Annotated in this window: 26 protein-coding genes; 14 read left to right on the forward strand and 12 right to left on the reverse strand. The window is 66.8% G+C overall.

The genetic code is table 11. The annotated features are described in order from the left end of the window. Positions 1–41 precede the first annotated feature (41 nt). From ACSFB7_RS28020 to ureG, 7 genes are all read left to right on the forward strand, one after another. On the forward strand, positions 42–344 hold the full coding sequence (locus ACSFB7_RS28020; protein ID WP_435475588.1) for an urease subunit gamma: 303 nt from the start codon (positions 42–44) through the stop codon (positions 342–344). 24 nt (positions 345–368) lie between these two features. Beyond that, positions 369–971 (forward strand): HupE/UreJ family protein, encoded by a 603-nt coding sequence (locus tag ACSFB7_RS28025; RefSeq protein WP_435475589.1) that lies wholly within the window; start codon positions 369–371, stop codon positions 969–971. A gap of 7 nt (positions 972–978) precedes the next feature. Beyond that, positions 979–1,284: an urease subunit beta gene (locus tag ACSFB7_RS28030; protein ID WP_198785080.1), complete on the forward strand. Its 306-nt coding sequence runs from the start codon at positions 979–981 to the stop codon at positions 1,282–1,284. 2 nt (positions 1,285–1,286) lie between these two features. Then, on the forward strand, positions 1,287–3,029 hold the full coding sequence (gene ureC, locus ACSFB7_RS28035) for an urease subunit alpha (RefSeq protein WP_435475590.1): 1,743 nt from the start codon (positions 1,287–1,289) through the stop codon (positions 3,027–3,029). Positions 3,030–3,117: 88 nt separating this feature from the next. Further along, positions 3,118–3,729, forward strand: a complete 612-nt coding sequence (gene ureE, locus ACSFB7_RS28040; protein ID WP_435475591.1) for an urease accessory protein UreE — start codon at positions 3,118–3,120, stop codon at positions 3,727–3,729. Positions 3,730–4,078: 349 nt separating this feature from the next. After that, on the forward strand, positions 4,079–4,768 hold the full coding sequence (locus ACSFB7_RS28045) for an urease accessory protein UreF (RefSeq protein ID WP_435475592.1): 690 nt from the start codon (positions 4,079–4,081) through the stop codon (positions 4,766–4,768). A 19-nt stretch (positions 4,769–4,787) separates the two neighbouring features. After that, positions 4,788–5,438, forward strand: coding sequence for an urease accessory protein UreG (ureG, locus tag ACSFB7_RS28050; RefSeq protein WP_435475593.1), 651 nt, complete (start codon positions 4,788–4,790; stop codon positions 5,436–5,438). A 27-nt stretch (positions 5,439–5,465) separates the two neighbouring features. On the opposite strand, the gene ACSFB7_RS28055 is transcribed toward ureG, so the two are convergent. Beyond that, on the reverse strand, positions 5,466–5,993 hold the full coding sequence (locus ACSFB7_RS28055; RefSeq protein WP_435475594.1) for a hypothetical protein: 528 nt from the start codon (positions 5,991–5,993) through the stop codon (positions 5,466–5,468). Positions 5,994–6,102: 109 nt separating this feature from the next. Next, positions 6,103–6,972: a pirin family protein gene (locus ACSFB7_RS28060; protein WP_435475595.1), complete on the reverse strand. Its 870-nt coding sequence runs from the start codon at positions 6,970–6,972 to the stop codon at positions 6,103–6,105. Between the two features lie 145 nt (positions 6,973–7,117). Here ACSFB7_RS28060 and ACSFB7_RS28065 point away from each other — a divergent pair, with 145 nt between their 5' ends. Continuing rightward, positions 7,118–8,038 carry a LysR family transcriptional regulator gene (locus tag ACSFB7_RS28065; protein WP_435475596.1) on the forward strand — a complete coding sequence of 307 codons (921 nt, stop codon included), beginning with the start codon at positions 7,118–7,120 and terminating at the stop codon, positions 8,036–8,038. A 17-nt stretch (positions 8,039–8,055) separates the two neighbouring features. Here ACSFB7_RS28065 and ACSFB7_RS28070 read toward each other — a convergent pair whose 3' ends face one another. The 6 genes from ACSFB7_RS28070 to ACSFB7_RS28095 form a co-directional block, all read right to left on the reverse strand. After that, positions 8,056–9,567, reverse strand: a complete 1,512-nt coding sequence (locus ACSFB7_RS28070; RefSeq protein WP_435475597.1) for a tripartite tricarboxylate transporter permease — start codon at positions 9,565–9,567, stop codon at positions 8,056–8,058. A gap of 33 nt (positions 9,568–9,600) precedes the next feature. Beyond that, positions 9,601–10,089 carry a tripartite tricarboxylate transporter TctB family protein gene (locus tag ACSFB7_RS28075; RefSeq protein WP_435475598.1) on the reverse strand — a complete coding sequence of 163 codons (489 nt, stop codon included), beginning with the start codon at positions 10,087–10,089 and terminating at the stop codon, positions 9,601–9,603. 147 nt (positions 10,090–10,236) lie between these two features. Continuing rightward, a complete protein-coding gene (locus tag ACSFB7_RS28080) occupies positions 10,237–11,604 on the reverse strand; it encodes a sensor histidine kinase (protein WP_435475599.1) in 1,368 nt (455 codons plus the stop codon). Beyond that, positions 11,601–12,323 carry a response regulator transcription factor gene (locus ACSFB7_RS28085; RefSeq protein ID WP_435475600.1) on the reverse strand — a complete coding sequence of 241 codons (723 nt, stop codon included), beginning with the start codon at positions 12,321–12,323 and terminating at the stop codon, positions 11,601–11,603. Before ACSFB7_RS28085 ends, ACSFB7_RS28080 begins: the two co-directional genes overlap by 4 nt. Positions 12,324–12,517: 194 nt before the next feature. Further along, positions 12,518–12,835, reverse strand: coding sequence for a hypothetical protein (locus ACSFB7_RS28090; protein ID WP_435475601.1), 318 nt, complete (start codon positions 12,833–12,835; stop codon positions 12,518–12,520). 94 nt (positions 12,836–12,929) lie between these two features. Then, entirely contained in the window at positions 12,930–14,090 is a 1,161-nt protein-coding gene (locus ACSFB7_RS28095) for a porin (protein ID WP_435475602.1), read from the reverse strand. 712 nt (positions 14,091–14,802) lie between these two features. On the opposite strand from ACSFB7_RS28095, the gene ACSFB7_RS28100 reads away from it, so the two are divergent. The 3 genes from ACSFB7_RS28100 (at position 14,803) to ACSFB7_RS28110 (ending at position 18,642) form a co-directional block, all read left to right on the forward strand. Beyond that, positions 14,803–15,456 carry a nuclease-related domain-containing protein gene (locus ACSFB7_RS28100; protein WP_435475603.1) on the forward strand — a complete coding sequence of 218 codons (654 nt, stop codon included), beginning with the start codon at positions 14,803–14,805 and terminating at the stop codon, positions 15,454–15,456. A gap of 75 nt (positions 15,457–15,531) precedes the next feature. Then, positions 15,532–17,934, forward strand: coding sequence for an outer membrane protein assembly factor BamA (gene bamA, locus ACSFB7_RS28105; protein ID WP_435475604.1), 2,403 nt, complete (start codon positions 15,532–15,534; stop codon positions 17,932–17,934). Between the two features lie 24 nt (positions 17,935–17,958). Continuing rightward, positions 17,959–18,642: a response regulator gene (locus ACSFB7_RS28110; RefSeq protein WP_435475605.1), complete on the forward strand. Its 684-nt coding sequence runs from the start codon at positions 17,959–17,961 to the stop codon at positions 18,640–18,642. Here the strand turns inward: ACSFB7_RS28110 and ACSFB7_RS28115 are convergent. Together ACSFB7_RS28115 and ACSFB7_RS28120 are read right to left on the reverse strand one after the other, a co-directional pair. After that, positions 18,603–18,959, reverse strand: coding sequence for a hypothetical protein (locus tag ACSFB7_RS28115; RefSeq protein WP_435475606.1), 357 nt, complete (start codon positions 18,957–18,959; stop codon positions 18,603–18,605). The genes ACSFB7_RS28110 and ACSFB7_RS28115 overlap by 40 nt on opposite strands. A gap of 59 nt (positions 18,960–19,018) precedes the next feature. Continuing rightward, positions 19,019–19,162, reverse strand: a complete 144-nt coding sequence (locus ACSFB7_RS28120; RefSeq protein ID WP_435475607.1) for a hypothetical protein — start codon at positions 19,160–19,162, stop codon at positions 19,019–19,021. Positions 19,163–19,326: 164 nt separating this feature from the next. Between ACSFB7_RS28120 and ACSFB7_RS28125 the strand changes: the two genes are divergently transcribed. Then, positions 19,327–20,946 (forward strand): ATP-binding protein, encoded by a 1,620-nt coding sequence (locus tag ACSFB7_RS28125; protein WP_435475608.1) that lies wholly within the window; start codon positions 19,327–19,329, stop codon positions 20,944–20,946. Continuing rightward, positions 20,943–21,641 carry a response regulator gene (locus ACSFB7_RS28130; RefSeq protein ID WP_435475609.1) on the forward strand — a complete coding sequence of 233 codons (699 nt, stop codon included), beginning with the start codon at positions 20,943–20,945 and terminating at the stop codon, positions 21,639–21,641. The genes ACSFB7_RS28125 and ACSFB7_RS28130 overlap by 4 nt, the downstream gene beginning before the upstream one ends. A gap of 94 nt (positions 21,642–21,735) precedes the next feature. Here ACSFB7_RS28130 and ACSFB7_RS28135 read toward each other — a convergent pair whose 3' ends face one another. Next, a complete protein-coding gene (locus ACSFB7_RS28135) occupies positions 21,736–23,160 on the reverse strand; it encodes an NHL repeat-containing protein (protein WP_435475610.1) in 1,425 nt (474 codons plus the stop codon). A gap of 475 nt (positions 23,161–23,635) precedes the next feature. Beyond that, positions 23,636–24,463 carry an AraC family transcriptional regulator gene (locus ACSFB7_RS28140; protein ID WP_435475611.1) on the reverse strand — a complete coding sequence of 276 codons (828 nt, stop codon included), beginning with the start codon at positions 24,461–24,463 and terminating at the stop codon, positions 23,636–23,638. A gap of 103 nt (positions 24,464–24,566) precedes the next feature. Between ACSFB7_RS28140 and ACSFB7_RS28145 the strand changes: the two genes are divergently transcribed. After that, a complete protein-coding gene (locus ACSFB7_RS28145) occupies positions 24,567–25,550 on the forward strand; it encodes a Bug family tripartite tricarboxylate transporter substrate binding protein (RefSeq protein WP_435475612.1) in 984 nt (327 codons plus the stop codon). The last annotated feature ends 1 nt before the right edge of the window (position 25,551 follow it).

The raw sequence follows: 25,551 nt of genomic DNA on the forward strand, positions 1-25,551 counted from the left end.
CCCATAATGGCCGCCTCCCTCCGCCACCCGATGCCGATCCCATGGAACTGACCCCGCGCGAAAAAGACAAGCTGCTGATCTTCACCGCGGCACTGCTGGCCGAACGCCGCAAGGCGCGCGGCCTGAAGCTCAACTACCCCGAAGCCGTCGCCCTGATTTCCGCCGCCGTGATGGAAGGCGCCCGCGACGGCAAGAGCGTCGCGGCCCTGATGAGCGAGGGCCGCTCGGTGCTGACCCGCGCCGACGTGATGGAAGGCATCGCCGAGATGATCCCGGACATCCAGGTCGAAGCCACTTTTCCCGACGGCACCAAGCTGGTCACCGTTCACCAGCCCATCGTCTGACACCCAGAACAAGAGAGACCTCTCATGCGCCACACCGCTGCTTCCAAGACCCTCGCCCTGCTCGCCATGCTGCTGCCGCTCGCGGCCAGCGCCCACACCGGCGTCGATGGCGGCCTGCACCACGGCTTCACCACCGGCTTCATGCATCCGCTGACCGGCGCGGACCACCTTGCGGCCATGGTCGCGGTCGGGCTCTGGAGCGCATTGGCCGCGCGCCGCGCCTGGCCCGATCTGCTGTGGGCGCCATTGGCCTTCGCCGGCATGCTGCTGGTCGGTGCGCTGATGGGTCTGGCGGGCGTGCAATTGCCGGCCGTCGAGCCAATGATCGCGGCCTCGCTGCTGGTGCTGGGCCTGCTGGTGGTCACGCGCATTCACCTGCCGGCCGTGGTGGCGATGGCAGTGGTCGGCGTGTTCGCCGTGTTCCACGGCGTGGCGCACGGCTACGAACTGGCGAGCGAAGAAGGTGCCGCCTTCACGCTGGCCGGCATGGTCTGCGCGACCGTGCTGCTGCATGCCGCCGGCATCGCCATCGGCTGGGCGCTGCGCCATGCCAATGCGTGGCTGCCGCGCGTGGCTGGCGCCGCTGTCGTCGCCCTCGGCGCGACGCTGCTGGCCCAGGCGATCTGAGCCCGCCATGACACCCGGCGAACTCTTCACCGACGACGGCGAGCACACGCTCAACCCCGGTCGCCGCACCCTCACGCTGGTGGTGCAGAACACCGCCGACCGGCCGATCCAGGTCGGCTCGCACTATCACTTTGCCGAGACCAACGGCGCCCTCGGCTTCGACCGCGAGGCCGCACGCGGCATGCGGCTGAACATCGCCTCGGGCGCCGCGGTGCGTTTCGAGCCGGGCCAGCAGCGCACGGTCGAGCTGGTCGACTACTCGGGCGATCGCATCGTCTACGGCTTTCGCGGCCTGGTTCAAGGAAAGCTCTAAACATGGCCACCATCGGGCGACGCGCCTATGCAGAAATCTTCGGCCCCACCGTGGGCGACCGTGTCCGTCTGGCAGACACCGACCTGCTGATTGAAGTCGAAGCCGACTACACGCTGCGCGCCGGCGGCTACGGCGAAGAAGTGAAATTCGGCGGCGGCAAGACCATCCGCGACGGCATGGCGCAATCGCAGCGCACGCGCGATGGCAAAGGCAGCGGCCCCACGGCCGGTGGCGCCGTCGACACGGTGCTCACCAACGCGCTCATCCTCGACCACTGGGGCATCGTCAAGGCCGACATCGGCCTGAAGAACGGCCGCATCGCCGCCATCGGCAAGGCTGGCAATCCTGATGTGCAACCAGGCGTGGACATCGTCATCGGCCCCGGCACCGAGATCATCAGTTGCGAAGGCAACATCGTCACCGCAGGCGGCATCGACAGCCACATCCACTTCATCTGCCCGCAGCAGATCGAAGAGGCGTTGTCTTCCGGCGTGACCACCATGCTCGGCGGCGGCACCGGCCCCGCCACCGGCACCTTCGCCACCACCGCAACGCCCGGCCCCTGGCACATCGAGCGCATGCTGCAGGCCGCCGATGCGTTCCCGATGAACCTGGGCTTTCTCGGCAAGGGCAACGCCAGCCTGCCGGACGCCCTGCATGAGCAGATCGAAGCCGGCGTCATGGGCCTGAAGCTGCATGAAGACTGGGGCACCACGCCCTCGGCCATCAGCAGCTGCATGGACGTGGCCGACGCCACCGACACGCAGGTGGCCATTCACAGCGACACGCTCAACGAATCGGGCTTTGTCGAGAACACCATCGCCGCCGTGGGTGGCCGCTCGATCTGTGCCTTTCACACCGAGGGCGCGGGTGGCGGCCATGCGCCCGACATCCTGCGCGTGGTGGGCGAGGCCAACTTCCTGCCCTCGTCCACCAACCCCACGATGCCCTACACCGTGAACACGCTCGACGAGCACGTCGACATGCTCATGGTGTGCCACCACCTGGACGCCGGCATCGCCGAAGACCTGGCCTTTGCCGAGTCGCGCATCCGCAAGGAAACGATTGCAGCCGAGGACGTGCTGCACGACCTGGGCGCAATCAGCATGTTCAGCTCCGACAGCCAGGCCATGGGCCGTGTCGGCGAGGTCATCATCCGCACTTGGCAGACCGCGCACAAGATGAAGCTGCAGCGCGGCAAGCTGCCCGAAGACAGCGAGCGCAACGACAACTTCCGCGCCAAGCGCTTCGTCGCCAAGTACACGATCAACCCCGCCATTGCACACGGCATCGCGCACGAGGTCGGTTCGCTCGAAATTGGCAAGTGGGCCGACATCGTGATCTGGAAGCCTGCCTTCTTCGGCGTGAAGCCCTTCACCATCCTCAAGGGCGGCACCATCGCGATGGCTGCGATGGGCGACCCGAACGCATCGATCCCGACGCCGCAGCCGGTGCACTTTCGCCCGATGTTCGGTGCCTACGGCGGCTCGCTCGCCAAAAGCTCGCTGACCTTCGTCTCGCAGGCCGGATTGGCTTCGGGCATCAAGGAGCGCTACGGCTTGGCCAAGCACCTCAGCGCGGTGAAGAACATCCGCAACGTGCGCAAGCAGCACATGGTCCACAACGGCTACACGCCGAAGATGGAGATCGACGCGCAGACTTATGCAGTGCGCGCCGACGGGCACCTGCTGACCTGCGAGCCGGCGAAGCTGCTGCCGATGGCGCAGCGGTATTTCCTGTTTTGAAGCCGGGGTATGCGCCTGCTTGACAGGCTGCGTATCCTCGAAGGTATTCATCCAGTCAACGGGCGCCGCGGGGCACCCTTTTTTCATCATGCTCACCGCCAACAAACTCATGCCCCAGGGCCGCGGCCTTGCGCCCGTGTTGCTCAAGCGCGCCGCCACCATCGAACTCGACTGGGACGTGCGCCAGAAAAGCCGTTTCGACGCGACCGACTCGCAGGGCCGGCAGATCGGCATCTTTCTGCCGCGCGGCACTGCGGTGCGGGGTGGCGACGTGCTGGTGGCCGAAGACGGCTCGCTGATCCGCGTGATCGCCGCGCCGCAGCCAGTGCTGCGCATCACGCACTGCACTGCGCACGGCACGCCCTTCGACCTGACGCGCGCGGCCTATCACCTGGGCAACCGGCATGTGCCTATCGAACTCAAGCCCGACCACTTGAAGATCGAGCCCGACCATGTGTTGGCCGACATGCTGCGTTCGATGCACCTGATCGTGGTGGCGGTCGAGGAAGCCTTCGAACCCGAGGGCGGCGCGTATGGATCGCACGGCGGTGGTCACGGCCATGACCACTCGCATGATCATGGGCACTCGCACAGCAGCAACAGCAAGGGACCGAAGCCGCTCGTGCTTGCGCCGGAACTGCTCGACGACCATGAGCATTCGCACGGTCATGACCATGGGCATCACGGGCATTCCCACTGAGATGCGGCCTTGTCTTTCTGCTCTTTGCGTTGTTCGTTTGGGGGGCGGTTATTCAGGGCGTCGCTCCCGCCGACACGGTGCTCTTTTTCGCGAATGTCCCCCGCTTCGCTCCTCCTTTATTTCGCGAAAAAGAGCCCCGTATCGACGTGAGCGCTCAGAGCACTGGTTGATCGACGATCACCAGCAGCGCGTCCATGTGCGAATGGCACCAGGTGCTCCCCGCAGCGAAATAAAGGAGGAGCGAAGCGGGGGACATTCGCGGAGGGGAGCTCCTGGTGTCATTCGCACTCGCCCTGAATGAACCCGAACCCGAACGCACAACAAACACAACGCGCGACAAAAAACTGACATGCAAACCCCGTCCGGCACACCCGGCGCCCACAGCCTCCTGCAGCTCATCTGGCTGGCTTCCCCCGCACTCCCGGTCGGCGGCTTCTCGTACTCCGAAGGCGTCGAGGCCGCCGTCGAATGGGCTGGCATCGATTCGGAATCGAAAACGGCCGAGTGGCTTTCTGACCAGTTGCACCTGAGCTTTGCGCGCGGCGACCTCGCCCTGCTGGCGCAAGCCATCGCGGCCTGGCGCGCGAACGACACGCAGCGCATCCGCGAACTCAACGAATGGGTGATGGTCACGCGCGAATCGGCCGAGTTCTTCCTGCAGACCGAACAGATGGGCCGCTCCTTCGTCGAGTGGCTCAAGCTGCACCGTGCCGACACGGCCGAGGTCTTCGCGAGCCTGCCCGCAACGTACCCCGTGGCCTTCGCATTCGCCGTCAGCCGCACCGGCGCCACCGTGCACGACGGCTGCCTGGCCTTCGCCTTCGGCTGGGCCGAAAACATGGTCGCCGCCGCCGTGAAGGCCGTGCCGCTGGGCCAGAGCGCGGGCCAGCGCATCCTCGGCCAACTGGCGAACGACATCCCCGCCGCCGTGACCCGCGCCATGAGCCTCACCGACGACCAACGCCAGGCCTTCGCGCCCCTGCTGGCGGTGTTGTCGGCCCGCCATGAAACACAATACTCCCGCCTCTTCCGAAGCTGATCGAACCGGACACTTCTCCATGACCTCCGCCCTGCACCACATCCCCCACCGCACCAAAAGACTGCCCCCACTGCGCGTGGGCATCGGCGGCCCGGTCGGCTCGGGCAAGACCACGCTGCTCGAAATGCTCTGCAAGGCGATGCGCGACAAGTACGACCTCGTCGCGATCACCAACGACATCTACACCAAGGAAGACCAGCGCCTATTGACCGTGGCCGGCGCGCTGCCGGCCGAACGCATCATGGGCGTGGAAACCGGCGGCTGCCCGCACACCGCGATCCGTGAAGACGCCTCGATCAACCTCGAAGCCATCGACCGCATGCTCGAAGACTTTCCCGATGCCGACATCGTGTTCGTCGAGTCGGGCGGCGACAACCTCGCGGCCACCTTCAGCCCCGAGCTGTCGGACCTCACGATCTACGTGATCGACGTGGCGGCCGGCGAGAAGATCCCGCGCAAGGGCGGCCCCGGCATCACCAAGAGCGACCTGTTCGTCATCAACAAGACCGATCTGGCGCCGTACGTGGGCGCGAACCTCGACGTGATGGAACAGGACACGCAACGCATGCGCCGCCAGCGCCCGTATGTGATGACCAACCTCAAGACGCACACGGGCGTGGCCGAGGTGGTGGCGTTCATCGAGCAGCGGGGCATGCTCACCGCCGGTTGAAACTTCAGCCGGCGAAAGAGCAGGCGCTCAGAGTTCGCTGCCGTCCCGCAGTTGCCGCGCCTTGTAGACCAGCCGCACGCTCGCATGGCGCGGGTCGCTGACCTGCTGCACATAAACGTCGGTGTCATTGCTCACCCAGGCCGCATAGGCGCTGCCCGGATCGCGCGATGCCAGCTCGTTGCCGAACACGCCGCGGCCCCATTGCACGAGCGCCGCGAAGGTTGCGGCACCGCTGTCGGGCAACGCCTGCGCGGTCGCCACGTACTCGACGCGACGCAGCTCGGAGGCGGCAAAGAAGAAGGTCGGCTCAAACACCAGCCCGGCCATCGTGACCGGCGCCGCGCGCCAACTGCCAAGCAGGCCACCGCTCAGGCGCTGCGGCCGCTGCACGCGCTCCGCCGCAGGCAATGCAGCCCGCAGCTCATCGGCCGTCATGCCCAGGCGCACGCCCGGTGGCAGGGCCTGCGCATGCAACGCACCGGCGGCCAGGAAGGCAACGCTGGCGGCAAGCGCCCGAAGAAGGGTCGAAGAGGCAATGGATCGCACGTGAAGCATCTGGAGAAAGGCGGCGGCACCGTGGGACCGCGAGTATGACGCGGAGTTCCACGGTGCTGCCACCGCCCTCTGACAGCCCCAGCAGAGCGGCTCCGTGTGCCCGGCACGCTCAGTGCGCCTGCATCTGCCCGAACCGGCCGTTGCCGAAGTCCTTCATCGCCTGCACGATCTCGTCGCGCGTGTTCATCACGAACGGGCCGTGCCCGACGATGGGTTCGTCGATCGGCTCGCCGCTCAGCAGCAGCACCACGGCTTCGTTGTTCGCCTCCAGCGTCAGCGCATCGCCGGCGCGGTCGAGCAGCACCATCTGCGCATCGCGCGCCACTTCGTCGCCGTTCACCATCACCGTGCCGCGCAGCACGACGATGGCTGCCACGCGGCCTTCGGGCACCGGCAGCGTCACGCTCGCGCCCTGGTTCAGGCGCACGTCCCACACGTCGATGGGCGTGAAGGTGTGGGCCGGTCCCTTGTGGCCGAGGTAGTCGCCCGCGATCACGCGCACGCGGCCCGCGCCGTCGCCCAGTTCCACCGATGGAATCTGCGCATCGGTGATGCCCTGGTAGCCCGGGGCGGCCATCTTGTCCTTGGCGGGCAGGTTGACCCACAGTTGCACCATTTCCAGCTCGCCACCGTCGCGGGTGAAGGCGTCGGAATGGAACTCCTCATGCAGGATGCCCGCGCCCGCGGTCATCCATTGCACGTCGCCGGGGCCGATGGTGCCGCCCTGCCCGGTCGAGTCGCGGTGCGACACCTCGCCCTTGTAGACGATGGTCACGGTCTCGAAGCCACGGTGCGGGTGCTGGCCCACGCCGCGCGGCTGCACGGTCGGCTCGAACTTCGCCGGGCCGGCGTAGTCGAGCAGCAGAAACGGGCTGGTGTGGCGGCCCAGCGTGTCGTAGCTGAACAGCGAGCGCACGGGAAAACCGTCGCCCACCCAATGGGGGCGCGGTGCGCTGTAGGTGCCGAGGATCTTCTTCATGGGGTGCTCCTTCTGAACGCCTTCCCGATGCGGAAAGGCCATGTACAGAGGATGCGGCCGCAACGATGCTTTGAGTAGATGCCAGAATTCGCCCTCATCGTTCCATCTGGCGAACGATCAAGGACAACGGAGGCCACGGCAAACCATGCGCGACCTGAACGATCTCTACTTCTACGCCCAGGTCGTCGACCACGGCGGCTTCGCTCCGGCCGGCCGGGCGCTGGGCGTGCCCAAGTCCAGCCTGAGCCGGCGCGTCGCGCTGCTCGAAGAACGGCTGGGCGTGCGGCTGATCCAGCGCTCCACGCGCCGCTTCATCGTCACCGACATCGGCCGGCAGTACTACGAGCATTGCGTCGCGATGCTGGTCGAGGCCGATGCCGCGCAGGAGGCCATCGACCGCATCCACGCCGACCCGCAGGGGCTGGTGCGGCTGGCCTGCCCGTCGGCGCTGGTGTACTACCAGGTCGGCGAAATGATCGCGAAGTTCATGACCGAGTGCCCGCGCGTGCAGGTGCACATGGACAGCACCAACCGCCGCGTCGACGTGATCCGCGAAGGCTTCGACCTCGCGCTGCGCGTGCGCTTTCCGCCGCTGGAAGACACAGATCTCGTGATGAAGGTGCTGGGCAAGAGCGCCCAGCGTCTGGTGGCTCACCCCCGCCTGCTCGAAGGCCCGGCGGCACCCACCGGTCCGCTGGATCTGAGCACCTTGCCCAGCCTCGACCTGGGCCCTGCGCAGCCCCAGCACACCTGGAGCCTCGAAGGCCCCAACGGCGCCACGGCCGAGGTGCGCCACCAGCCCCGGCTGGTGACCGACGACATGGTCGCCTTGCGCTTCGCCGCCTTGCAGGGCGTGGGTGTCGCCAAGCTGCCGACGATGATGGTCCATGAAGACCTGAAGGCCGGCCGCCTCGTCGACGTGTTGCCGCAATGGGCGCCGCGCGCCGGCATCGTCCACGCGGTGTTCCCGTCGCGCCGCGGGCTGCTGCCCTCGGTGCGCAAGCTGGTGGACTTTCTTGCGGGTGAGTTCGAGGCGCTGGAGGCTGCTCAAGCCCCCGCGCCCTGAATCAGATCACCTCACGTTCACTCTTCGACGAACGCTTCTTCGCGCTTGGCCTTCACCGAAGGCAGCAGCACGACGATCAGCAGCAGCGCAGCGGCAGCCAGCAGGCCCGCCGACAGCGGCCGCGTGACGAACACGCTCCAGTCGCCGCGCGACAGCAGCAATGCGCGCCGCAGGTTCTCTTCCATCATCGGCCCGAGGATGAAGCCCAGCAGCAGCGGCGCGGGCTCGCATTTGAGCTTCAGGAAGGCATAGCCCACGATGCCGAAGATCGCGACCATCCACACGTCGAAGGTGTTGTTGTTCTCCGAATAGACACCCACCGCGCAGAACAGCACGATCGACGGAAACAGCCACTTGTAGGGAATGGTCAGCAGCTTGATCCAGATGCCGATCATCGGCAGGTTCAGCACGATCAGCATCAGGTTGCCGATCCACATCGAGGCGATCAGGCCCCAGAACAGCTCGGGGTTGCTGGTCATCACCTGCGGGCCCGGCTGGATGTTGTGGATGGTCATGGCACCCACCATCAGCGCCATCACCGCATTGGGTGGAATGCCCAGCGTCAGCAGCGGAATGAAGGAGGTCTGCGCGCCCGCGTTGTTGGCCGACTCGGGGCCCGCCACGCCGCGGATGTTGCCCTTGCCGAAGGCTACTTCGCCTTGCTTGAGCTTGATCTTCTTCTCGATGGTGTAGGCAGCGAAGGCCGACAGCAGCGCACCGCCGCCCGGCAGGATGCCCAGCGCCGAACCCAACGCCGTGCCGCGCAACACAGCAGGCGTCATGTCCTTGAAGTCCTGCTTGGTGGGCCACAGGCCCTTGACCTTGGCGGTGAACACCTCGCGCTCATGCTCCGGCACCGCGAGGTTGGCAATGATTTCGCCGTAGCCGAACACACCCATCGCGATGGCGATGAAGCCGATGCCGTCGGTGAGTTCAGGAATGTCGAAGCTGTAGCGCGCCACGCCCGAATTGACGTCGGTGCCCACGAGGCCCAGCGCGAGCCCCAGAAGAATCATCGTGATGGCCTTCAGCAGCGAGCCCGAGGCCAGCACCACCGCCCCGATCAGGCCCAGGATCATCAGCGAGAAGTATTCGGCCGGGCCGAACTTGAAGGCCAGTTCGGTCAGCGGTGGCGCAAAGGCCGCCAGGATCAGCGTGCCCACGCAACCCGCGAAGAACGAGCCCAGGCCCGCCGCGGCGAGCGCCGGCCCGGCCCGGCCCTTGCGTGCCATCTGGTAGCCGTCGATCACGGTCACCACCGAAGAAGATTCACCCGGCAGGTTCACCAGAATGGCCGTGGTCGAGCCGCCGTACTGCGCGCCGTAATAGATACCCGCCAGCATGATGAGCGCGGCCACCGGCGGCAGCGCATAGGTCGCGGGCAGCAGCATCGCGATGGTCGCCACCGGGCCGATGCCCGGCAGCACGCCGATCAGCGTGCCGAGCAGACAGCCGACGAAGGCATAGACAAGGTTCTGCGCGGTGAAGGCCACGCCGAAGCCGATCGAGAGATTGGTAATCAGGTCCATTTTTCTTGTCGTGTTCTTGTTGTTCTGCGCGGATCAGCCGGCGATGAAGGTGGGCCACACCTGGAACTGCAGCTTGAGCGCGACCACGAAGGCCAGGTAGCTGCCCAGCGCCAGGGTGCTCGCGAGCACGGTCACGCCCTTCCAGCCGAAGTTGTCGCCCGCCAGGCTGGCGATGAAGGTCAGCGCATAGATCGCGACGATCAGCCCCATCGACGGCAGGCCGATGCTGGGCAGACCGCCGAGCAGCACGCCGAAGATCAGGTTCGCGCCGATGATGAACACCAGCGGCTTCCACGCGATGCGACCGATGGGCTCGCCGTCTTCGGTCTCCACCGTCAATGCCTTGAGCGTGATCATCACGCCCATGAGCGCAATGAGGATGCCCACGATCAGCGGGAAATAACCGGGGCCCATGCGGGCGCCGCTGCCGACGTTGTAGGTCGTGGCACCCCATGCGAAGGCCACGCCGAAGGCGCTGAAAAGTACGCCTGAGCAGAAATCTCTCTGACTCTTGATTCTCACCGTTGATGTCTCCTGGAACTTGGCACAAGACGTGCGCAGCCGATCCTAGGAATTCAGCGGTCCGGTGTGTATGAACAAAACATTGCGGTTTGGCAATGTGGCGGGCGCAGCGCGGCCGCCCAGTCGATCAGCCGATCAGCCGATCGGTCAGTCGGTCGATGGCAGGTCGATGCACACGCGCAGGCCCGGCGCAGCATCGCCCAACTGCAACCGCCCGCCATGCAATGCGACCACCGCCTGCACGCTGGCCAGGCCCAGCCCATGCCCCGGCGTGCTGCGATCCAGCCGATGAAAGCGCACGCCGATGCGCTCGAACTCGCCGGCGGGAATGCCAGGCCCGTTGTCCTGCACGAAGAGCTGCGCACGGCCGTCCACCGTGTGCGTGCCGACGCGCACCGTGGCACCGCTGCCGGCGTACTTCAGCCCGTTATCGAGCAGATTCGCAGCGGCGCCCGCGAGCAGATCGCGGTCACCCAGCGCCACTGCCATGTCGGCCGGCTCGCGCAAGAGCGTGATGCCCTGCACCTCCGCCACCGCCTCGTAAAGCTCCACCACGTCATCGGCAATCACATGCAGCGCCACCGGCGCGAACTGCTGGCGCCGCGCGCCGGCCTCGACCTCGGCGATCTGCAGCAGTTTCTCGAACACCACCGCCAGTTCATCGAGTTCGCGGATCGCTGTGGCCACCGCCTGTCGCTGCACGTCGTTGCCGCCCAGTTCCTGCTCGACCGCGCGCAGCCGCACCAGCACGCGCGTGAGCGGCGTGCGCAGGTTGTGCGCGATGGTGTTGGACACATGGCGCACGCCGTCCATCAGCGACTGGATGCGGTCCAGCATCGCGTTGATGTCGTTCTCCAGCAGCGCGAACTCGTCTTCCTGCCCCGACGGCGCCACCCGCTCCTGCAACTCGCCCGCCGCAATGCGCGCGGCCGTGCGCCGCACCGCGCCCACGCTGCGTTCAAGCTCCTGCCTGAAGACGAAAGTGCCGCCGATCAGCAGCAGCACCGCCACGATGCCCGCCGCCGCGCTCGCGCTCGCCACCAGCGATTCGATCGACTCCTGATCGCGCAGGTCATGGCCCACCACGAGCAGGCCGCCATCGGGCAGGTGCCGCATCACGAGATAACCGATGGCGCTCTGGCCCGAACGCACCACGCGCCGATGCACGCCGTCGCCCGCATCCGGCGCCAGCGACGGCATCTGGTCGAGGTTGCCCGCGAGCTTGCGGCCCTCGCGGTCGGTGAGCAGGTAGATCTCGTTGTCGGAGTTGCGCCCGTCGGACAGCGCGAAGCCGATCTCGCCCGCCACGCCGTCCGCGCCGCGCGCGTCGTAGCGCACCATCAGTTGCTGCACGCTGGCCGACACCTGCCGCACCATGCGCTGCTGCAGCACGCCGACGGTCTGCATGTAGACGATGGCCAGCGCGGCAAGCATCGTGATCGCCACGAGCAGGCCGTAATAGAACGCGAGCCGGAAGCCGACCGAGCGCCACAGTTGGCGCAGGGTCTTGATCATTGCGGCGGCACTCCGGCGTCGAGCGCATCGCCATTGCCATCACCCTGCGCCAGCCGGTAGCCCACGCCGCGCAAGGTGTGGATCAGCGTCGGCGCGCCGCCGGCATCGAGCTTGCGGCGCAGGCGGCTCACCTGCACGTCGATCACGTTGGTCTGCGGATCGAACTGGTAGTCCCACACCGCTTCGAGCAGCATGGTGCGCGTGACCACCTGGCCCGGATGCATCATCAGATAGGCCAGCAGTCGGAACTCGCGCGGCTGCAGTGCAATGGGCCGGCCGGCGCGCTCCACATGCCGCCGCGCCAGGTCGAGCGTGAGGTCGGCCAACTGCAGCATGCGGATCTCGGGCCCGGTGCGCGAGCGCCGCACCAGCGCTTCGGCACGCGCCGCCAGTTCGGAGAAAGCAAAGGGCTTGGCCAGGTAGTCGTCGCCACCGGCCTTGAGCCCGCGCACACGTTCGTCGAGCGCGCTCAATGCGCTGAGCACCAGCACCGGCGTTTTCTTGCCGAGGGCGCGCATCGTCGAAAGAATCGAAAGGCCATCGACCTCGTTGGGCAGCATGCGGTCGAGGATCACCAGGTCCCACGACTCGCCGGTTGCGCGCGCCAGCGCGTCGGCACCGTCGCGGCTGATCACCGCCACATGGCCGAGCGAACGAAAGCCGTCGGCAATGTAGCGGGCGTTGTCGGCGTCGTCCTCCACGATGAGGCAACGCCACATGGCGGTCGGCCCCGTCACTTCGGCGCGGCGCCTTCGTGCAGGGCAGCGAGGCGGGCCGTGGAAAGAAAGAGATCGGGAAGTGGCTGCGTTCTGGTGCTCATGGCGATGGAGTCGGCCGGCCATTCGCTCGTGAATGAAGCCGCTGCCGGGGCCATCCTAGCCGTGATTCAACCAGAGAAAGCGCCGGCGCTTCATTACCGTTTGTCCATGTTCGCCGGCCCGGAGGGGCGGAACTCCAGCGCGCCCGAAGGACCGCGCTCGCAGGTGCCCGTGAGCGCATCCGCGCGCGGACCAGGCAGCGCGGGGCGTGCGCCCTCGGGCTGTCCGTCGCACATGTCCCATGCGGCCATCGGGGGCGGTGGTGGCCAGCGGGCATCGAAGGAAGGCCCCGGCGGCCCTTCGCCGCGAAAGCCAGGCGGTGGGCCGTAGGCCATGGGCAGCGGCACGATGATGCAGCCCGTCAGGCTGGTGGCTGCGAGCACGCCCGCAAGGTATTGGATTGTGTTTTTCATTTTTTGAAGATCTCCTCTCGCCTTGCGCAGCCGGGCGCGATCGGCAGGGCAAGTGCCCCGCCGGCCGCACCGGCCGCGCAATGCACCTCGTCTGTCAGAACGCGTGGCGAATGCCGAAGTCGTAGCCCGTCGACGAACGCGGCAGGCCCGTGTAGCCCACGCCGGTGCTGCCATAGCCCGTGGTGCTGGCGGCGGTCAGGTCGCCGGTGTAGGCCGCGTCGTTGCGGTTGTTCACGCGCGCGACGGTGGCATAGAGCGCGGTGCGCTTCGACAGGTTGTGCACATAGCCGATTGCGAACTTGTTGACGCGCGGGTTCTCGCCGGTGATGCCCTGCACGCCTTCGTTGTAGTGCACGGTGGAGTAGGAAGCGCGGATCAGGCCCGCGCCGACCGGCACGCTGGCGCCGAGCAGGTAGCCCTTGTAGCTGTCGTGGCTGTTGCCCACCGCGGCGATGTCGAACTTGTTCTGCACGTTCGAGATTTCGCCGAACAGCTTGACCGGCCCGAGGTCGTAGGACGCACCCAGGTTGATGGTCTGCACCTTCTGCGTGAGCGAAGTGGTATCGACCACGACGTTCTGGCCCACGGCCAACGCCACGTCCAGCGGCCCGTTCGCATAGCCGAAGCGGCCACCGATGTAGCGGCCGGCGTTGCTGCTGGTGGCTGCGGTGAGGTCGGTGCCGCTGGTGCGTGTGTTCTCGTTGAAGCTGTACTGCACCTGCCCGTAGAAGCCACCGAGGTTGGCCGGCAGGAAGTAGCCGACCATGTTGCTGGCACGCGCGTAGTTGGTGTTGCCGATGCCGGTACTCCCGCCCACGGTGCTGATGACGTTGGTGCCCGAGCCGTTGGTGCCGAAGGGATCGAAGACGGTGTCGTTCCAGAAGGTCGAGGTGTAGTCGCGGCCCAGTCGCACTTCACCGAAGCCACCGGAGAGGCTGACGGTGGAGCGGCGATTGAAGCTGGAGATGCCGTTGGAGCCGTCGTCGTTGCTGATCGGTGCTTCGAGCCAGAAGCTCGCGGCCAGTCCGCCACCGAGGTCTTCGGTGCCACGGAAGCCGATGCGGCTGGAGTTGTAGCCCGAGTTGGCAAGGCTCCATTGGCTTTGCTTGCTGGTGGCACCGGTGACGGGGTCACGCGATGTGGCGGATTGATAGCTCACACCCGCATCGACGACACCGAACAAGGTAACGGACGATTGGGCAGAGGCCAGGCCGGTAACGGCCAGCGCGGCGAGTGCCGTGAGGGATTTCTTCATTCAGGTTTCTCCGGTTTGAGCAGCTCTTCATCGAGCAGCTGGAACGGATGGTCTCGTTCAAATTTGGAGGAATCTGGTGGGTGGCTTTGACTGTTGTTTTTTTCGCTCTCGTTGTTTTGTTGTCGTTGTTTTTCGGGGCGCGGTGATGGGGGTTGTGCGTTGGGGCGGCCGACGTCACCGGCCGCTTCGCGGCTTCCCTGCGCTGCTCACGACGGGCGGGGTCTCGCAGAACTCGCTTCGCTCAAACAGCTGCGAGCCCTGATCCGCCCGTCGCTGCGCTGCTCGGCGGTGCCTCAACGGCCACCCCAACGCACAACCCCCATCACCGTAAGCAGAGCCGTGGTGCTTCCTCCACCTTCAAGACCGCGCCCCCGAATTACTCCCTCTCCCTCTGGGAGAGGGCTCGGGTGAGGGCAGCGGCATCAACGTCACGACAAGCGCCTGGTATGCGGTGCGGCGCGGTCGGCCCCTCTGGGCCGCCGAGGAGCGCAGCGTTTCGCGGATCAGGGCTCGCAGCTGTTTGAGCGAAGCGAGTTCTGCGAGACCCCGCGAAATGCGAGCACCGCAGGGAAGCCCGAAGGGCCGGCACAGCGGGGCCGACCACGCCGCGCCGCATACCGGGCGCCCTCCAAAAAAGAACAAGACAAAACAAGCAACGTACTAAAAGTCTCCCAAAAGCCAAGCAATGCTCAGCCCCTCGAAGGAGCCCAACATGACCATTGCATTGCAAAGCACCATCGCCGCGTCCCTGGGTGTGCAGCAGCTCGCCAGCGCATTCAGTCCCGCCTTCTCCCACCTGCGCATTCTTCGCAACCTCATCATTCCGATGCCCGAAGGTTGCATGGTGCGAACCGCAAGGATCGACGCCGTGCTGGTGTGCGAAACCGGCGTCTATCTGTTCGAGATCAAGGCCTGGCGCAACGCCTTCGTCTACAGGAAGAAGTCCGACCAGGCCCCGCCGCGCTGGTTTCTTCGCCTGAACGGCTGCAGCAGCGCGCGCGAAGTGAAAGACCCCGCCTGGCAAGGCGGCCGCAAGACCACGCAACTGCGCAGCCTTCTGCCCGAAGACCTTCGCCTGCAGTACTTCGTGCTGCTGCCTTGCGAAGGCGTCGAGCTTGAAGGCGTGATGCCCGCCGCAGTCATCACCCAGCAAGACCTGCCCTACATCGCACGGCTGGTTCGCAACAACGGCCGCACCGCGCGAACCTACCCGCTGCTCGATGCGGACGCCATCGACCGCACCGTGCAGCGCCTGATCGATATTCAAGGCGACCTGTCTCTCGCGCATCACATGCAGAACTGCCGCACAAGAAGCGCGCATGCAGTCACCGGATGGAACAACGCAACCGCCATCGGATTGCAATAAATAGAAACACCGGTAAAGCAGCGAGAGAGGAGAAAGGTCCCAAATTTCTCCGACATTGGCAGAGACCATGCGGCGATGAACTTACCCAAGTCCCTCGCGACCATCGCCGCGCTGCTCGCCTCGCTCGCTACCCTTCCGGCCTGGGCCGCCGATCCCTTCACCGTCAAGGACATCCGGCTCGAAGGCCTGCAACGCGTCGAACCCGGCACCATCTTCGCAACCCTGGGCATCAAGGCCGGCGACACCTACAGCGACGAGCGCGGCAGCGCCGCCATTCGTGCGCTGTTCGAGCTGGGCCTCTTCAAGGATGTGCGCATCGACGTCGACGGCAACGTGATCGTCGTGATCGTGCAAGAGCGCCCCTCCATCGCCGACGTCGACTTCGTCGGCGCCAAGGAATTCGACAAGGCCGCGCTGCAGAAGGCGCTGCGCGAAGTCGGCCTTGCCGAAGGCCAGCCCTACGACAAGGCGCTGACCGACCGCGCTGAACAGGAACTCAAGCAGCAGTACATCAGCCGCAGCCTCTACAGCGCGCAGGTCATCACCACCGTCACGCCCATCGAGCGCAACCGCGTCAACCTCACCTTCACCGTGACCGAAGGCGAGACGGCGCGCATCAAGGAAGTGCACGTGGTCGGCAACAAGGACTTCAGCGAAAGCACGCTGCTCGACCTGTTCGACCAGGACAGCGGCGGCTGGCTCGCCTGGTACACGAAGTCGAACCAGTACGCGCGCAGCAAGTTCAACGCCGACCTGGAGACGCTGCGCTCCTACTACATCACGCGCGGGTATCTCGAATTCCGCATCGAGTCCACGCAGGTGGCGATCTCGCCCGACAAGCAGGCGATCACGCTCACCATCAACATCACCGAAGGCCGCAAGTTTGCAATCGCCGGCGTCAAGCTCTCGGGCGACTACCTGGGCCGCGAGGACGAGTTCAAGTCCCTCGTCACCATCCGCCCCGGCGCGCCCTACAACGGCGAAGAAGTGACCGCCACCACCAAGGCCTTCACCGACTACTTCGGCACCTTCGGCTATGCCTTCGCACGCGTGAAAGCCGAGCCCGAGATCGACCGCGCCAACAACCGCGTCGTGATGGTGCTGAAGGCGGAGCCGGCGCGGCGCGTGTATGTGCGGCGGCTCAACATCGGCGGCAATTCAAAAACGCGCGACGAGGTCATCCGCCGCGAGTTTCGCCAGTACGAAGGTGCCTGGTACGACGGCAACAAGATCAAGCTCTCGCGCGACCGCGTCGACCGCCTGGGCTTCTTCACCGACGTGAACGTCGAGACCACCGAGGTCGCCGGCTCGCCCGACCAGGTCGACCTGGCGATCAACGTGACCGAAAAACCCACCGGCTCGCTGCAACTGGGCGCCGGCTATTCATCGACCGACAAGATCTCGCTGACCTTCGGCATCACGCAGGAGAACGTGTTCGGCAGCGGCAACTACCTGGGCGTGCAGGTCAACACCAGCTCGTACAACCGCACGATCTCGCTCACGGCCACCGACCCGTACTTCACCAAGGACGGCATCTCGCGCACGCTGAACGTCTTCCACACCACCACCCGCCCCTACTACGAGGCCGACGGCAACTACAAGCTGGCAAGCGATGGCGGCTCGGTGCGCTTCGGCCTCCCCGTGGGCGAGCTGGACACGGTCTACCTGGGCATCGGCGTGGAGCGCTATTCCTTCACGCCCGGCAGCAATGGCTCTTACACGCTGGTCAATGGCTCCTATGTCTACACCGCCACGCCGCAGGCCTACCTCAACTACTTCGAGTGCACCGGCACCGCGCCGAGCGTGGTGTGCGCGGGCAGCAGCAAGGTGGGCATTCCCGCCACCGTCGGCTGGTCGCGCGACGACCGCGACAGCGCGCTGGTGCCCACGCGCGGCCGTCTGCAAAGCGCCAACCTCGAACTGGGCGTGGGCAGCGAGCTGCGCTACCTGAAGACCGACTACCAGTACCAGCAGTACTTTCCGCTGTCCAAGCAGTACACGCTGGCCGTCAACGGCCAACTCGGCTATGCCAAGGCGCTGGGCGGCACCGCGTTCCCGATCTTCAAGAACTTCTATGCGGGCGGGCTGGGCTCCATTCGCGGCTTCGAGCAGAACTCGCTCGGGCCGACCGATGCGGTCACCGCCGGTGCACTCGGCGGCACGCGCAAGGCGATCTTCAACATGGAGTTCAGCACGCCCTTTCCCGGCGCGGGCAACGACCGCACGCTACGGCTGTACACCTTCTTCGACGCGGGCAACGTCTTTGCCGACCGCACCACGGGCATGACCGATGCGCAATGGAAGGCGCAGAACCGCCTGCGCGCGTCGGCCGGCATCGGCATCAGCTGGATATCGCCGCTGGGCCCGCTGCGGCTGGCCTATGCGGTGCCGCTGATGTACCAGAAGGCCGACACGGCCAACAACATCGCAGCCGACCGCACGCAGCGCCTTCAGTTCCAGATCGGAACTTCTTTCTGAATAAAGACCGAAGGAGACCCGAGCATGAGCCGCATCCTGCTGGTGGAAGACGGGCACGACAGCAGCGCCCAGGTGTTGACGACCCCGCTGCGCAACGCGGGCCACGAGGTCGAGCAGATCGGGGACGGCGCGGCCGCGCTCGACCGCATCCTGAGTTCGCCGCCCGCGCTCACGCTGCTCGACGTGGCGCTGCCGCACATCGACGGCCTGCGCGTGCTGCAGAAGGTGCGCTCGCACAGCGACCATCCGATCATCATGCTGACGGCGCGCACGCGCGAGGCCGACCGGCTGCGAGGCTTCGACATGGGCGCCGACGACTACGTGTGCAAGCCCTTCTCGCCCCGGGAAGTGGTGGCGCGCGTCAACACCGTGCTGCGCCGCCATGCGCTGCGCGCGTACGCCGCCAAGCCTTCGGCCGCCGTGAACTTCGCCGACCCGCGCGCCAGCGCCTGCCTGGAAGGGCATTCGCTGGACCTCACGCGCCGCGAGCTGTTGCTGCTGCGCGCGCTGTCGCGCGACCCCGGCCGGGTGTTCACGCGCTCCAAGCTGCTCGAAGCCGCGTTCCCCGAAGCGCTCGACGTGAACGAGCGCGCGGTGGATGGGCACATCAAGAACCTGCGAAAGAAACTGGCCCACGTCATGCCTTCGCACGACTGGATTCGCTCGATCTACGGCGTGGGCTTCAGCTTTGCCGAACGGCCGGCCTGAGCCGGCGTGCCGGGCTGGTACAGGCAGGCGAGCGATCCCGCCCTTGGCGCGGCGGGCGCGGGCGGGCTGAACAGGTCACCGGCCTTCGTGCGCCCGCTGTCCGCCGGCACACCCTGCGCACCCGGGCCGCTCCCCATGATCGGCGCAAGGGTCGACAGGTTCGCCTGCGCCCGGCGCACCTGAGCATGAACCCGCTCCGGGCATTCGTCGCGCCCGGCGATGAAGGCGCTGAGCGCCAGGCCGAAGAAGGCCAGGTAACCCGCGACGCGCTGCGCCAGCGAAGAGATGCCGCCGCGCAGCCCGTCCTGAAAATGCATCGTGACCCGCAAACTTCTTCAGCCTGCCACGCCGGCCGGCCGCGATTTTTTGTAGTGCGTCATGGCGCTTCCTTCTCGATCGACCTCGGGCCCGGCACGGCCGCCCGCGTGACGCGCGCCTCGGCCCAGCGCACGAGCAGCACCCACGCGTGGGCCACCAGCCAGAAGCGCAGCACGAGCGACAGCAGCAGGAGCAGATCCATGTCCGGGTTCATGGCCTGCATCGTGCGTTTTGAATCGGGAGAAATATGGGAGAACACTTCTCCCAGATTCCTCCTCATTTCGCCCCGAAGATCGGCCCCTTGCCTATGACGCCCGCCCGCCCGAAACGCATGTCGCAGAATGCGGCCATGCCTGCACCGAGCCCATGCCGCGCCTGACCCTTTCCCGCAAGATCTTCCTGGCGCTGGCCGCCATGCTGATCGTTCTGTTGCTCAGCTTCGCCGGCCTGTCGATCCTTGCGCTGCAGCGCGGCCTGGGCTCCTACGTGGCCGAGATCGAGATCCGGCGCATGGACTGGCTGGCGCAACTGGTGCTCAAGCACTACGTGGCCAACGGCGACTGGAAGAGCCTGCGCGACAACGACGACACCTGGCACCGCCTGCAGATGGGCCGGCTGGCGGCCACGGCCGATGGCTCCGCAGGCGCCGACGAGCGGCGGCTGCCGCCCTGGTACAGATACCGCGCAATGCGCGAGGCCGAGGCACAGGCCCAGGCGCAATCACAGCCCCAGTCGCAATCGCCATCGCAGGGAGCGCCCGACAACAGCGGGCCGCCGCCCCTGCCCCCGCCATCGCCGCAACTCGAACTGCTGCCCCACCGGCTGCCGAGCATGCCGCCGCCGTGGTTCTTTCCCGATCCGCGCGAGATGGCCGACTCGATCTTCCAGCGGCTGGCCGTGCTCGACGCCAAGGGCGTGCGCGTGGTCGGCGCCAGCGTCGACCTGGAAAACGCGGCGCGCCTGCCGATCCGCCGTGGCCGATCGGTCATCGGCTACCTGGCGCTGACGCCGGTGCAAGACCTCGAAAGCGAAGCCGACCGCGCCTTCATCGCGCGTCAGTCGGGCGTGATCGTGCTGACCGGCATGTGCGGCCTGGCCTTTGCGCTGGTGCTCTCATGGCTGCTGGCGCGCCGCTGGTTCAAGCCCATCGACGAACTCACGCAGGCCGCGCAGGAGGTGGCGCGCGGCCGGCTTTCCACGCGCGTCGCGGTGCATGGCTCCGACGAACTCGCCCTGCTCGGCAAGACCTTCAACGACATGGCGCAGCGCCTGGACACCGTCGAGGCCTCGCGCCGCGCCTGGCTGGCCGATGCGGCGCACGAGCTGCGCACGCCGCTGGCGGCGATGCGCGCCGAGATCGAGGCGCTGCAGGACGGCGTGCGCAGCTTCGACGAGCGCACCGCGCTGCGGCTGCATCGGCAGGTGATCCGGCTGGGCCAACTGGTCGACGACCTGCGCAGCAGCATGCGCGAGCCGCAGAGCGACCTGCTCGCCACCACGGTGTTCCCGCTGTCGCTGCTGAAAGAGGCGCTGGACCACACACGCGACCGCTTCGCCAAGCGCGACATCGCGGTGGACCGGCGCGCCATCGACCTCATCGCGGTCGCGGCGCAGCCGGTGGTCGAAGGCGATGCGCACCGGCTGCACCAGGTGTTCATGAACCTGCTTGAAAACACGCTGTCGTACACCGACGCGGGCGGCAAGCTGCGCATCGACGTCACCGTCGAGGGCGCATGGAGCGGCAACCGTCTCACGCTGGTGTTTGACGACAGCGCGCCGGGCCTGCCCGAGAACGAACTGCCGCGCCTGTTCGACCGCCTGTTCAGGGGCGAGACCTCGCGCAGCCGCGAGTTCGGCGGCTCCGGCCTCGGCCTCTCGATCTGCCGCGCGACCATCGAGGCACACGGCGGCACCATCGACGCGTCGGCCTCGCCGCTGGGCGGGCTGCGCCTGACCCTCACACTGCCACTGGCCGCATTGCCATGACACGCATCGTCATCGTCGAGGACGAAATCGACATCGCCTCGGTGGTGCAGGACTACCTGCGCCATGCGGGCTACGAAACCGCGCACTTCACAGACGGGCAGAGCGCGCTCGACAGCATCGTCGCCGAGCCGCCCGACCTCACGCTGCTCGACATCATGCTGCCGCGCCTGGACGGCATCGAGGTGCTGCGCCGCGCGCGCGAGCACACGGCGCACCCGATCATCATGCTCACCGCGCGCATCGAGGAGGTCGACCGCCTGCTTGGCCTGGAGCTGGGCGCCGACGACTATGTGTGCAAGCCCTTCTCGCCACGCGAGCTGGTCGCGCGCGTGCGCGCCGTGCTGCGGCGCACCGCGCCGGGCGTGGCACCGGGGCAAGGCAACACGCAGGGCGATGCACCCGGGCTGGTGCTCGACGACGTGCACTGGCGCGCGTCGCTCGAAGGCGAGCCGCTGAACCTCACGCGGCGCGAGTTCGGGCTGCTGCAGGTGCTGTCGCGGCACCCGGGCCGCATCTTCTCGCGCGCCCGCCTGCTCGAATTGGCGTACGACGACACGGTGGACGTGACCGAACGCGCCATCGACAGCCACGTGAAGAACCTGCGCCGCAAGCTCGGCGCGGTGACGCCAGAGCACGACTGGATACGCTCGGTGTATGGCGTGGGGTTTGCGTGGGAGGCGCCGCTGCCGGGCTGAGCAGCTTCGCAGACAACGCGCAAACACTCTTCATGTGTGACTCGCGGGCGAGGTATTCGTGGCCAGTGCGACTGTGCAACGAAGACCCGCCGCGTCATGACCCAGGCGCAGGCGTGATCTTGCGGATCAGGTTGTTGTTGGTGTCGGCCACATAGACATTGCCGCTGGCGTCCACGGCCACGCCTGTGGGGTACTTGAACGACGCCGCGGTGGCAGCGCCGTTGGCCGAGCCCTCGACTCCTACCAAGCCGGCCAGCGTCGATACAACGCCCGTCGAGGTGATCTTGCGGATCAGCTGGTTGTACTGGTCGACCACATAGAGATTGCCGCTGGCGTCCACGGCCACGCCTTGGGGCACGAAGAACGACGCGGCGGTACCGGTGCCGTTGTTCGAGCCCACTGCTCCTGAGCCCGCCAGCGTCGAGACAACGCGCGCCGGAGTGATCTTGCGGATCATCCCGTTGCCCCAGTCGGTCGCATAGACATTCCCGCTGGCGTCTACGGCCACGCCCGAGGGCAAATTGAACGACGCTGCGGTACCGGTGCCGTTGGCCAAGCCCCCTGCTCCGGAGCCCGCCAGCGTCGATACAACGCCCGCTGGGGTGATCATTCGAATCAGGTGGTTGCTGCTGTCGGCCACATAGACATTTCCGCTGGCGTCCACGGTCACGCCTTGAGGGAAGGCGAACGACGCGGCGGTGCCTGTGTCGTCGACCGAGCCCCGATCTCCGGAGCCGGCCAGCGTCGAGACGGCGCCCGCCGGGGTGATCTTGCGGATCAGGTGATTGCTAGTGTCAGCCACATAGACATTAGCGCTGGCGTCCACGGCCACGCCTCCGGGAAAGTTGAACGACGCGGCGGTCCCGGTGCCGTTGTCCGAGCCAGCCGCTCCTGAGCCCGCCAGCGTCGAGACAACGCCCGCCGGGGTGATCTTGCGGATCAGGTGGCTGGCGAATTCCGCTACATAGACATTACCGCTGGCGTCCACGGCCGCGCCTTTGGGTAAGTTGAACGACGCATCGGTGCCGGTGTTGTTGACCGAGCCTCTTGCTCCGGAGCCCGCCAAGGTCGAGACCTGGGCCTGCGGCGCCGAACACGCCACCGCAAGGTCGCTCACGGCGTTCGTCCCGACGGTGCCGCTGGCAGGGTTCACGGAGCACGTCTGCGCGGGGGCTGTGGGTTGCGTCTTGACGGTGACCGCGTAGGCCGCACCGCTGGCCACCGGCTGCGGAAAACTGAACGAGCCGTTGGCGGCCACAGGAAGATCGTCTGCACTGTTGTTCTGCAGCACCAGTCCCGAGCCGGCCAAGCCTGTGACCTTGCCGCCGACTGAGTAGCTGTTGGTCGCGCAGATGACCTTCACGTTGCTCACATCGGCGCTGGCGACGGTTCCGCCTGCGTTGTTGACCGTGCAGGTCTGCGTCGGCTTGGAGGGCTGGACCTTCACTGTCACGACATAGGCCGCACCACCTGCCAGGCTTGTGGCGAAGCGAAAGCTGCCGTCCGCAGCCTGCGGCAAATCGTCACCCGCATTGTTCTGCAGGACCAGCCCGGAGGCGGCGAGGCCGGAGACGTTGCCACCGATCGCATAGGTCGCTGGGGATGGCGCTTGCGAAGCTGGCGAGACTGGAAAGATCGGAAGGCTGCCCCCTCCGCCCGACCCACCGCCGCAGGAAACCAGAGTGGCCAGCAGGCCCGTCAAGAAGGCCCCGCGAGCCAGGCGGCGAAGGACGGCAGATTGTGAGCGGGCAAGGAAAATCGAGGAGATCGGAAGCATGGGCGAGGCGTTGTAAGTTGGCCGGAGCGTACTGAGGCCAACAATTTGAAACAACCCATGAACGGGGGATCGACCGCACGACCGTTGCAATGCATCGCTTCAGATACGGGTCGAGCGAAAGCTCACGCGGTGCACTGAATCGCCTGCACGAGTTGCTCGACGCAGGGAGTTCCGTTCATTGAAAGAATTTCAGAACGGCGCGGTACGACGTACCGCGCTAGATCTTCAGCGCCTCGGCGCGAATCTGCGTCGCAGTCTTCGCCCAGGTCTTCTCCAGCATCCGCGAAAGATAAGAACTCGATTCCCACCCCACCTGCAAAGCGATGGACAACACCGAGTCGCGCGTGTTCTCCAGCAGGTACACGGCGCGCTCCATGCGCCGGCGCTGCAGGTACGCCAGCGGCGACACGCCGTACTTCATGCGGAAGATGCGCTCCACCTGCCGGCGCGACAGCCGGTGCTGCTGCGCGAAGGCATCGAGCGACAGCGGCTGCGCGAGATCGCCGTCGATGGCCTCGGCCAGCAGTTCGGCCACGAGCAGGGCCGACGAGGGATCGCCGTCCGACAGCGGGTTGCCGCTGAGCCGCGCGGCTTCCATGACGAGCGCGCCGCACAGCGCGTAGTTTTCGCCCGCGCCGGCCTTCGCCGACTCGAACATCCGCTGCGACAGCGCGCGCAGCGCCGTGCTGCCCGAGCGCATGCCCTGCGCCGGCCGCTGCACGCCCTGCGCCTGCAACGCCGTGGCCCACAGCGCGGGATCGACATAGACCGCGACATGCGTCTGGCCGCCGGTCAGCGTGGTGGTCGAGTGCGCGCTGCCCGCCGCGAACCACACGAAGTGGCCGGGCCCCAGGCGCTGTGCCCGGCCTTGCGCATCGCCCACGCTGAAGCGGCCTGCGATGGGCACGAACAGCATGTCGCAGTCGTGCACGTGCGGCTCGGTGGCGTAGCGGTCGCTGGTGTTCGCCACCATGGTGGCGTGGTGCGACAGCCGTTCGACAAACAGCGATTGGCGGGGTGCCGCCGGGCGGGTGTTCGCATGCATGGCCACTCCTTGTCGCATATGAATCAGCGGATGTCGCAATCGGTCGTGCGCGTTTGCGCACGCTCAACAGAATCGGGAAACACCACTCTCGCAAGCAAAAAGCATGACACCTCGACCTCTGCGCCGCGCGCTCCTGGCACTGCTGGGCTCCGCAGCCGCCGGCCTTCTGTACGGACCGGCCGCCGCCGACACGGCCTACCCGGCGAAGCCGATCACCATCATCGTACCGTTCCCGGCGGGCGGTGGCACCGACGTGATCTTCCGCTCGGTGCAGATCCGCCTGCAGTCCGCGCTGGGCGTGTCGGTCATCATCGACAACCGCTCCGGCGCGGGCGGCACCGTGGGCACCGGCTTCGGCGCCAAGGCGAATCCGGACGGCTACACGCTGGTCGCCACCACCACGACCACCATCGCCTCGGCCGACGCGGTGTACCCCAAGCTGCCGTACGACCCGGTCAAGGACCTCGTGCCGATCGGCACCATCGGCACCACGCCCTTCGTGCTGGTGGTGACGCCCACGCTGGCGGCGCGCACGGTGAAGGACTTCGTCAGCTACGCCAAGGCCAATCCGAAGGCGCTCAACTACGGCAGCATCGGCAACGGCAGCCTGAGCCATCTGGCGGGCGAACTCTTCAAGCAGCGCACCGGCATCGAGATGACGCACGTGCCCTACCGTGGCGCCGCACCCGCGCAGGCCGACCTGATGGGCGGCCAGATCCAGGCGCTGTTCGACAACCCGCCAGCGCTGATGGCGCAGGTGCGTGGCGGCCGGATGCGGGCGCTGGCCATCAGCGAACCCTCGGCGGGTTTCACCGACCTGCCCACCTTCGAGGCAGCGGGCATCAAGGACTTCAAGCCGCAGCTCTGGTACGGCCTGATGGCCCCGGCCGCAACGCCGCAGCCTGTGGTGCAGCGCCTGCGCGCCGCGCTCGACACTGTCATGAAAGACCCGGCCTTGCGCGCCGACATGCTCGCCAAGGGCGTGACGCCGTGGAGCGTGCGGCCCGAGGTGTTCGAGGAACAGATCCGCAGCGACATCAAGCTGTGGGGCAACATCGCCCGCTCGGTCAACGCGAGGGCCGAATGAC

Origin of the sequence: Variovorax raffinosi, from assembly GCF_051216615.1 — a bacterium.
GTDB lineage: Bacteria > Pseudomonadota > Gammaproteobacteria > Burkholderiales > Burkholderiaceae_C > Variovorax.

Bases quoted from the DNA above. Each gene is read 5' to 3' on its own strand.
- ACSFB7_RS28030 (WP_198785080.1), top strand. From the start codon at position 979: ATGACACCCGGCGAACTCTTCACCGACGACGGCGAGCACACGCTCAAC.
- ACSFB7_RS28065 (WP_435475596.1), top strand. From the start codon at position 7,118: ATGCGCGACCTGAACGATCTCTACTTCTACGCCCAGGTCGTCGACCAC.
- ACSFB7_RS28140 (WP_435475611.1), bottom strand. From the start codon at position 24,463: ATGCATGCGAACACCCGCCCGGCGGCACCCCGCCAATCGCTGTTTGTC.
- ACSFB7_RS28120 (WP_435475607.1), bottom strand. From the start codon at position 19,162: ATGGATCTGCTCCTGCTGCTGTCGCTCGTGCTGCGCTTCTGGCTGGTG.
- ACSFB7_RS28090 (WP_435475601.1), bottom strand. From the start codon at position 12,835: ATGAAAAACACAATCCAATACCTTGCGGGCGTGCTCGCAGCCACCAGC.
- ACSFB7_RS28085 (WP_435475600.1), bottom strand. From the start codon at position 12,323: ATGTGGCGTTGCCTCATCGTGGAGGACGACGCCGACAACGCCCGCTAC.
- ACSFB7_RS28110 (WP_435475605.1), top strand. From the start codon at position 17,959: ATGAGCCGCATCCTGCTGGTGGAAGACGGGCACGACAGCAGCGCCCAG.
- ACSFB7_RS28025 (WP_435475589.1), top strand. From the start codon at position 369: ATGCGCCACACCGCTGCTTCCAAGACCCTCGCCCTGCTCGCCATGCTG.
- ACSFB7_RS28130 (WP_435475609.1), top strand. From the start codon at position 20,943: ATGACACGCATCGTCATCGTCGAGGACGAAATCGACATCGCCTCGGTG.
- ureE (WP_435475591.1), top strand. From the start codon at position 3,118: ATGCTCACCGCCAACAAACTCATGCCCCAGGGCCGCGGCCTTGCGCCC.
- ACSFB7_RS28115 (WP_435475606.1), bottom strand. From the start codon at position 18,959: ATGCATTTTCAGGACGGGCTGCGCGGCGGCATCTCTTCGCTGGCGCAG.
- ureC (WP_435475590.1), top strand. From the start codon at position 1,287: ATGGCCACCATCGGGCGACGCGCCTATGCAGAAATCTTCGGCCCCACC.
- ACSFB7_RS28080 (WP_435475599.1), bottom strand. From the start codon at position 11,604: ATGATCAAGACCCTGCGCCAACTGTGGCGCTCGGTCGGCTTCCGGCTC.
- ACSFB7_RS28060 (WP_435475595.1), bottom strand. From the start codon at position 6,972: ATGAAGAAGATCCTCGGCACCTACAGCGCACCGCGCCCCCATTGGGTG.
- ACSFB7_RS28055 (WP_435475594.1), bottom strand. From the start codon at position 5,993: ATGCTTCACGTGCGATCCATTGCCTCTTCGACCCTTCTTCGGGCGCTT.
- ACSFB7_RS28045 (WP_435475592.1), top strand. From the start codon at position 4,079: ATGCAAACCCCGTCCGGCACACCCGGCGCCCACAGCCTCCTGCAGCTC.
- ACSFB7_RS28125 (WP_435475608.1), top strand. From the start codon at position 19,327: ATGCCGCGCCTGACCCTTTCCCGCAAGATCTTCCTGGCGCTGGCCGCC.
- bamA (WP_435475604.1), top strand. From the start codon at position 15,532: ATGAACTTACCCAAGTCCCTCGCGACCATCGCCGCGCTGCTCGCCTCG.
- ACSFB7_RS28145 (WP_435475612.1), top strand. From the start codon at position 24,567: ATGACACCTCGACCTCTGCGCCGCGCGCTCCTGGCACTGCTGGGCTCC.
- ACSFB7_RS28095 (WP_435475602.1), bottom strand. From the start codon at position 14,090: ATGAAGAAATCCCTCACGGCACTCGCCGCGCTGGCCGTTACCGGCCTG.
- ACSFB7_RS28020 (WP_435475588.1), top strand. From the start codon at position 42: ATGGAACTGACCCCGCGCGAAAAAGACAAGCTGCTGATCTTCACCGCG.
- ACSFB7_RS28100 (WP_435475603.1), top strand. From the start codon at position 14,803: ATGACCATTGCATTGCAAAGCACCATCGCCGCGTCCCTGGGTGTGCAG.
- ureG (WP_435475593.1), top strand. From the start codon at position 4,788: ATGACCTCCGCCCTGCACCACATCCCCCACCGCACCAAAAGACTGCCC.
- ACSFB7_RS28070 (WP_435475597.1), bottom strand. From the start codon at position 9,567: ATGGACCTGATTACCAATCTCTCGATCGGCTTCGGCGTGGCCTTCACC.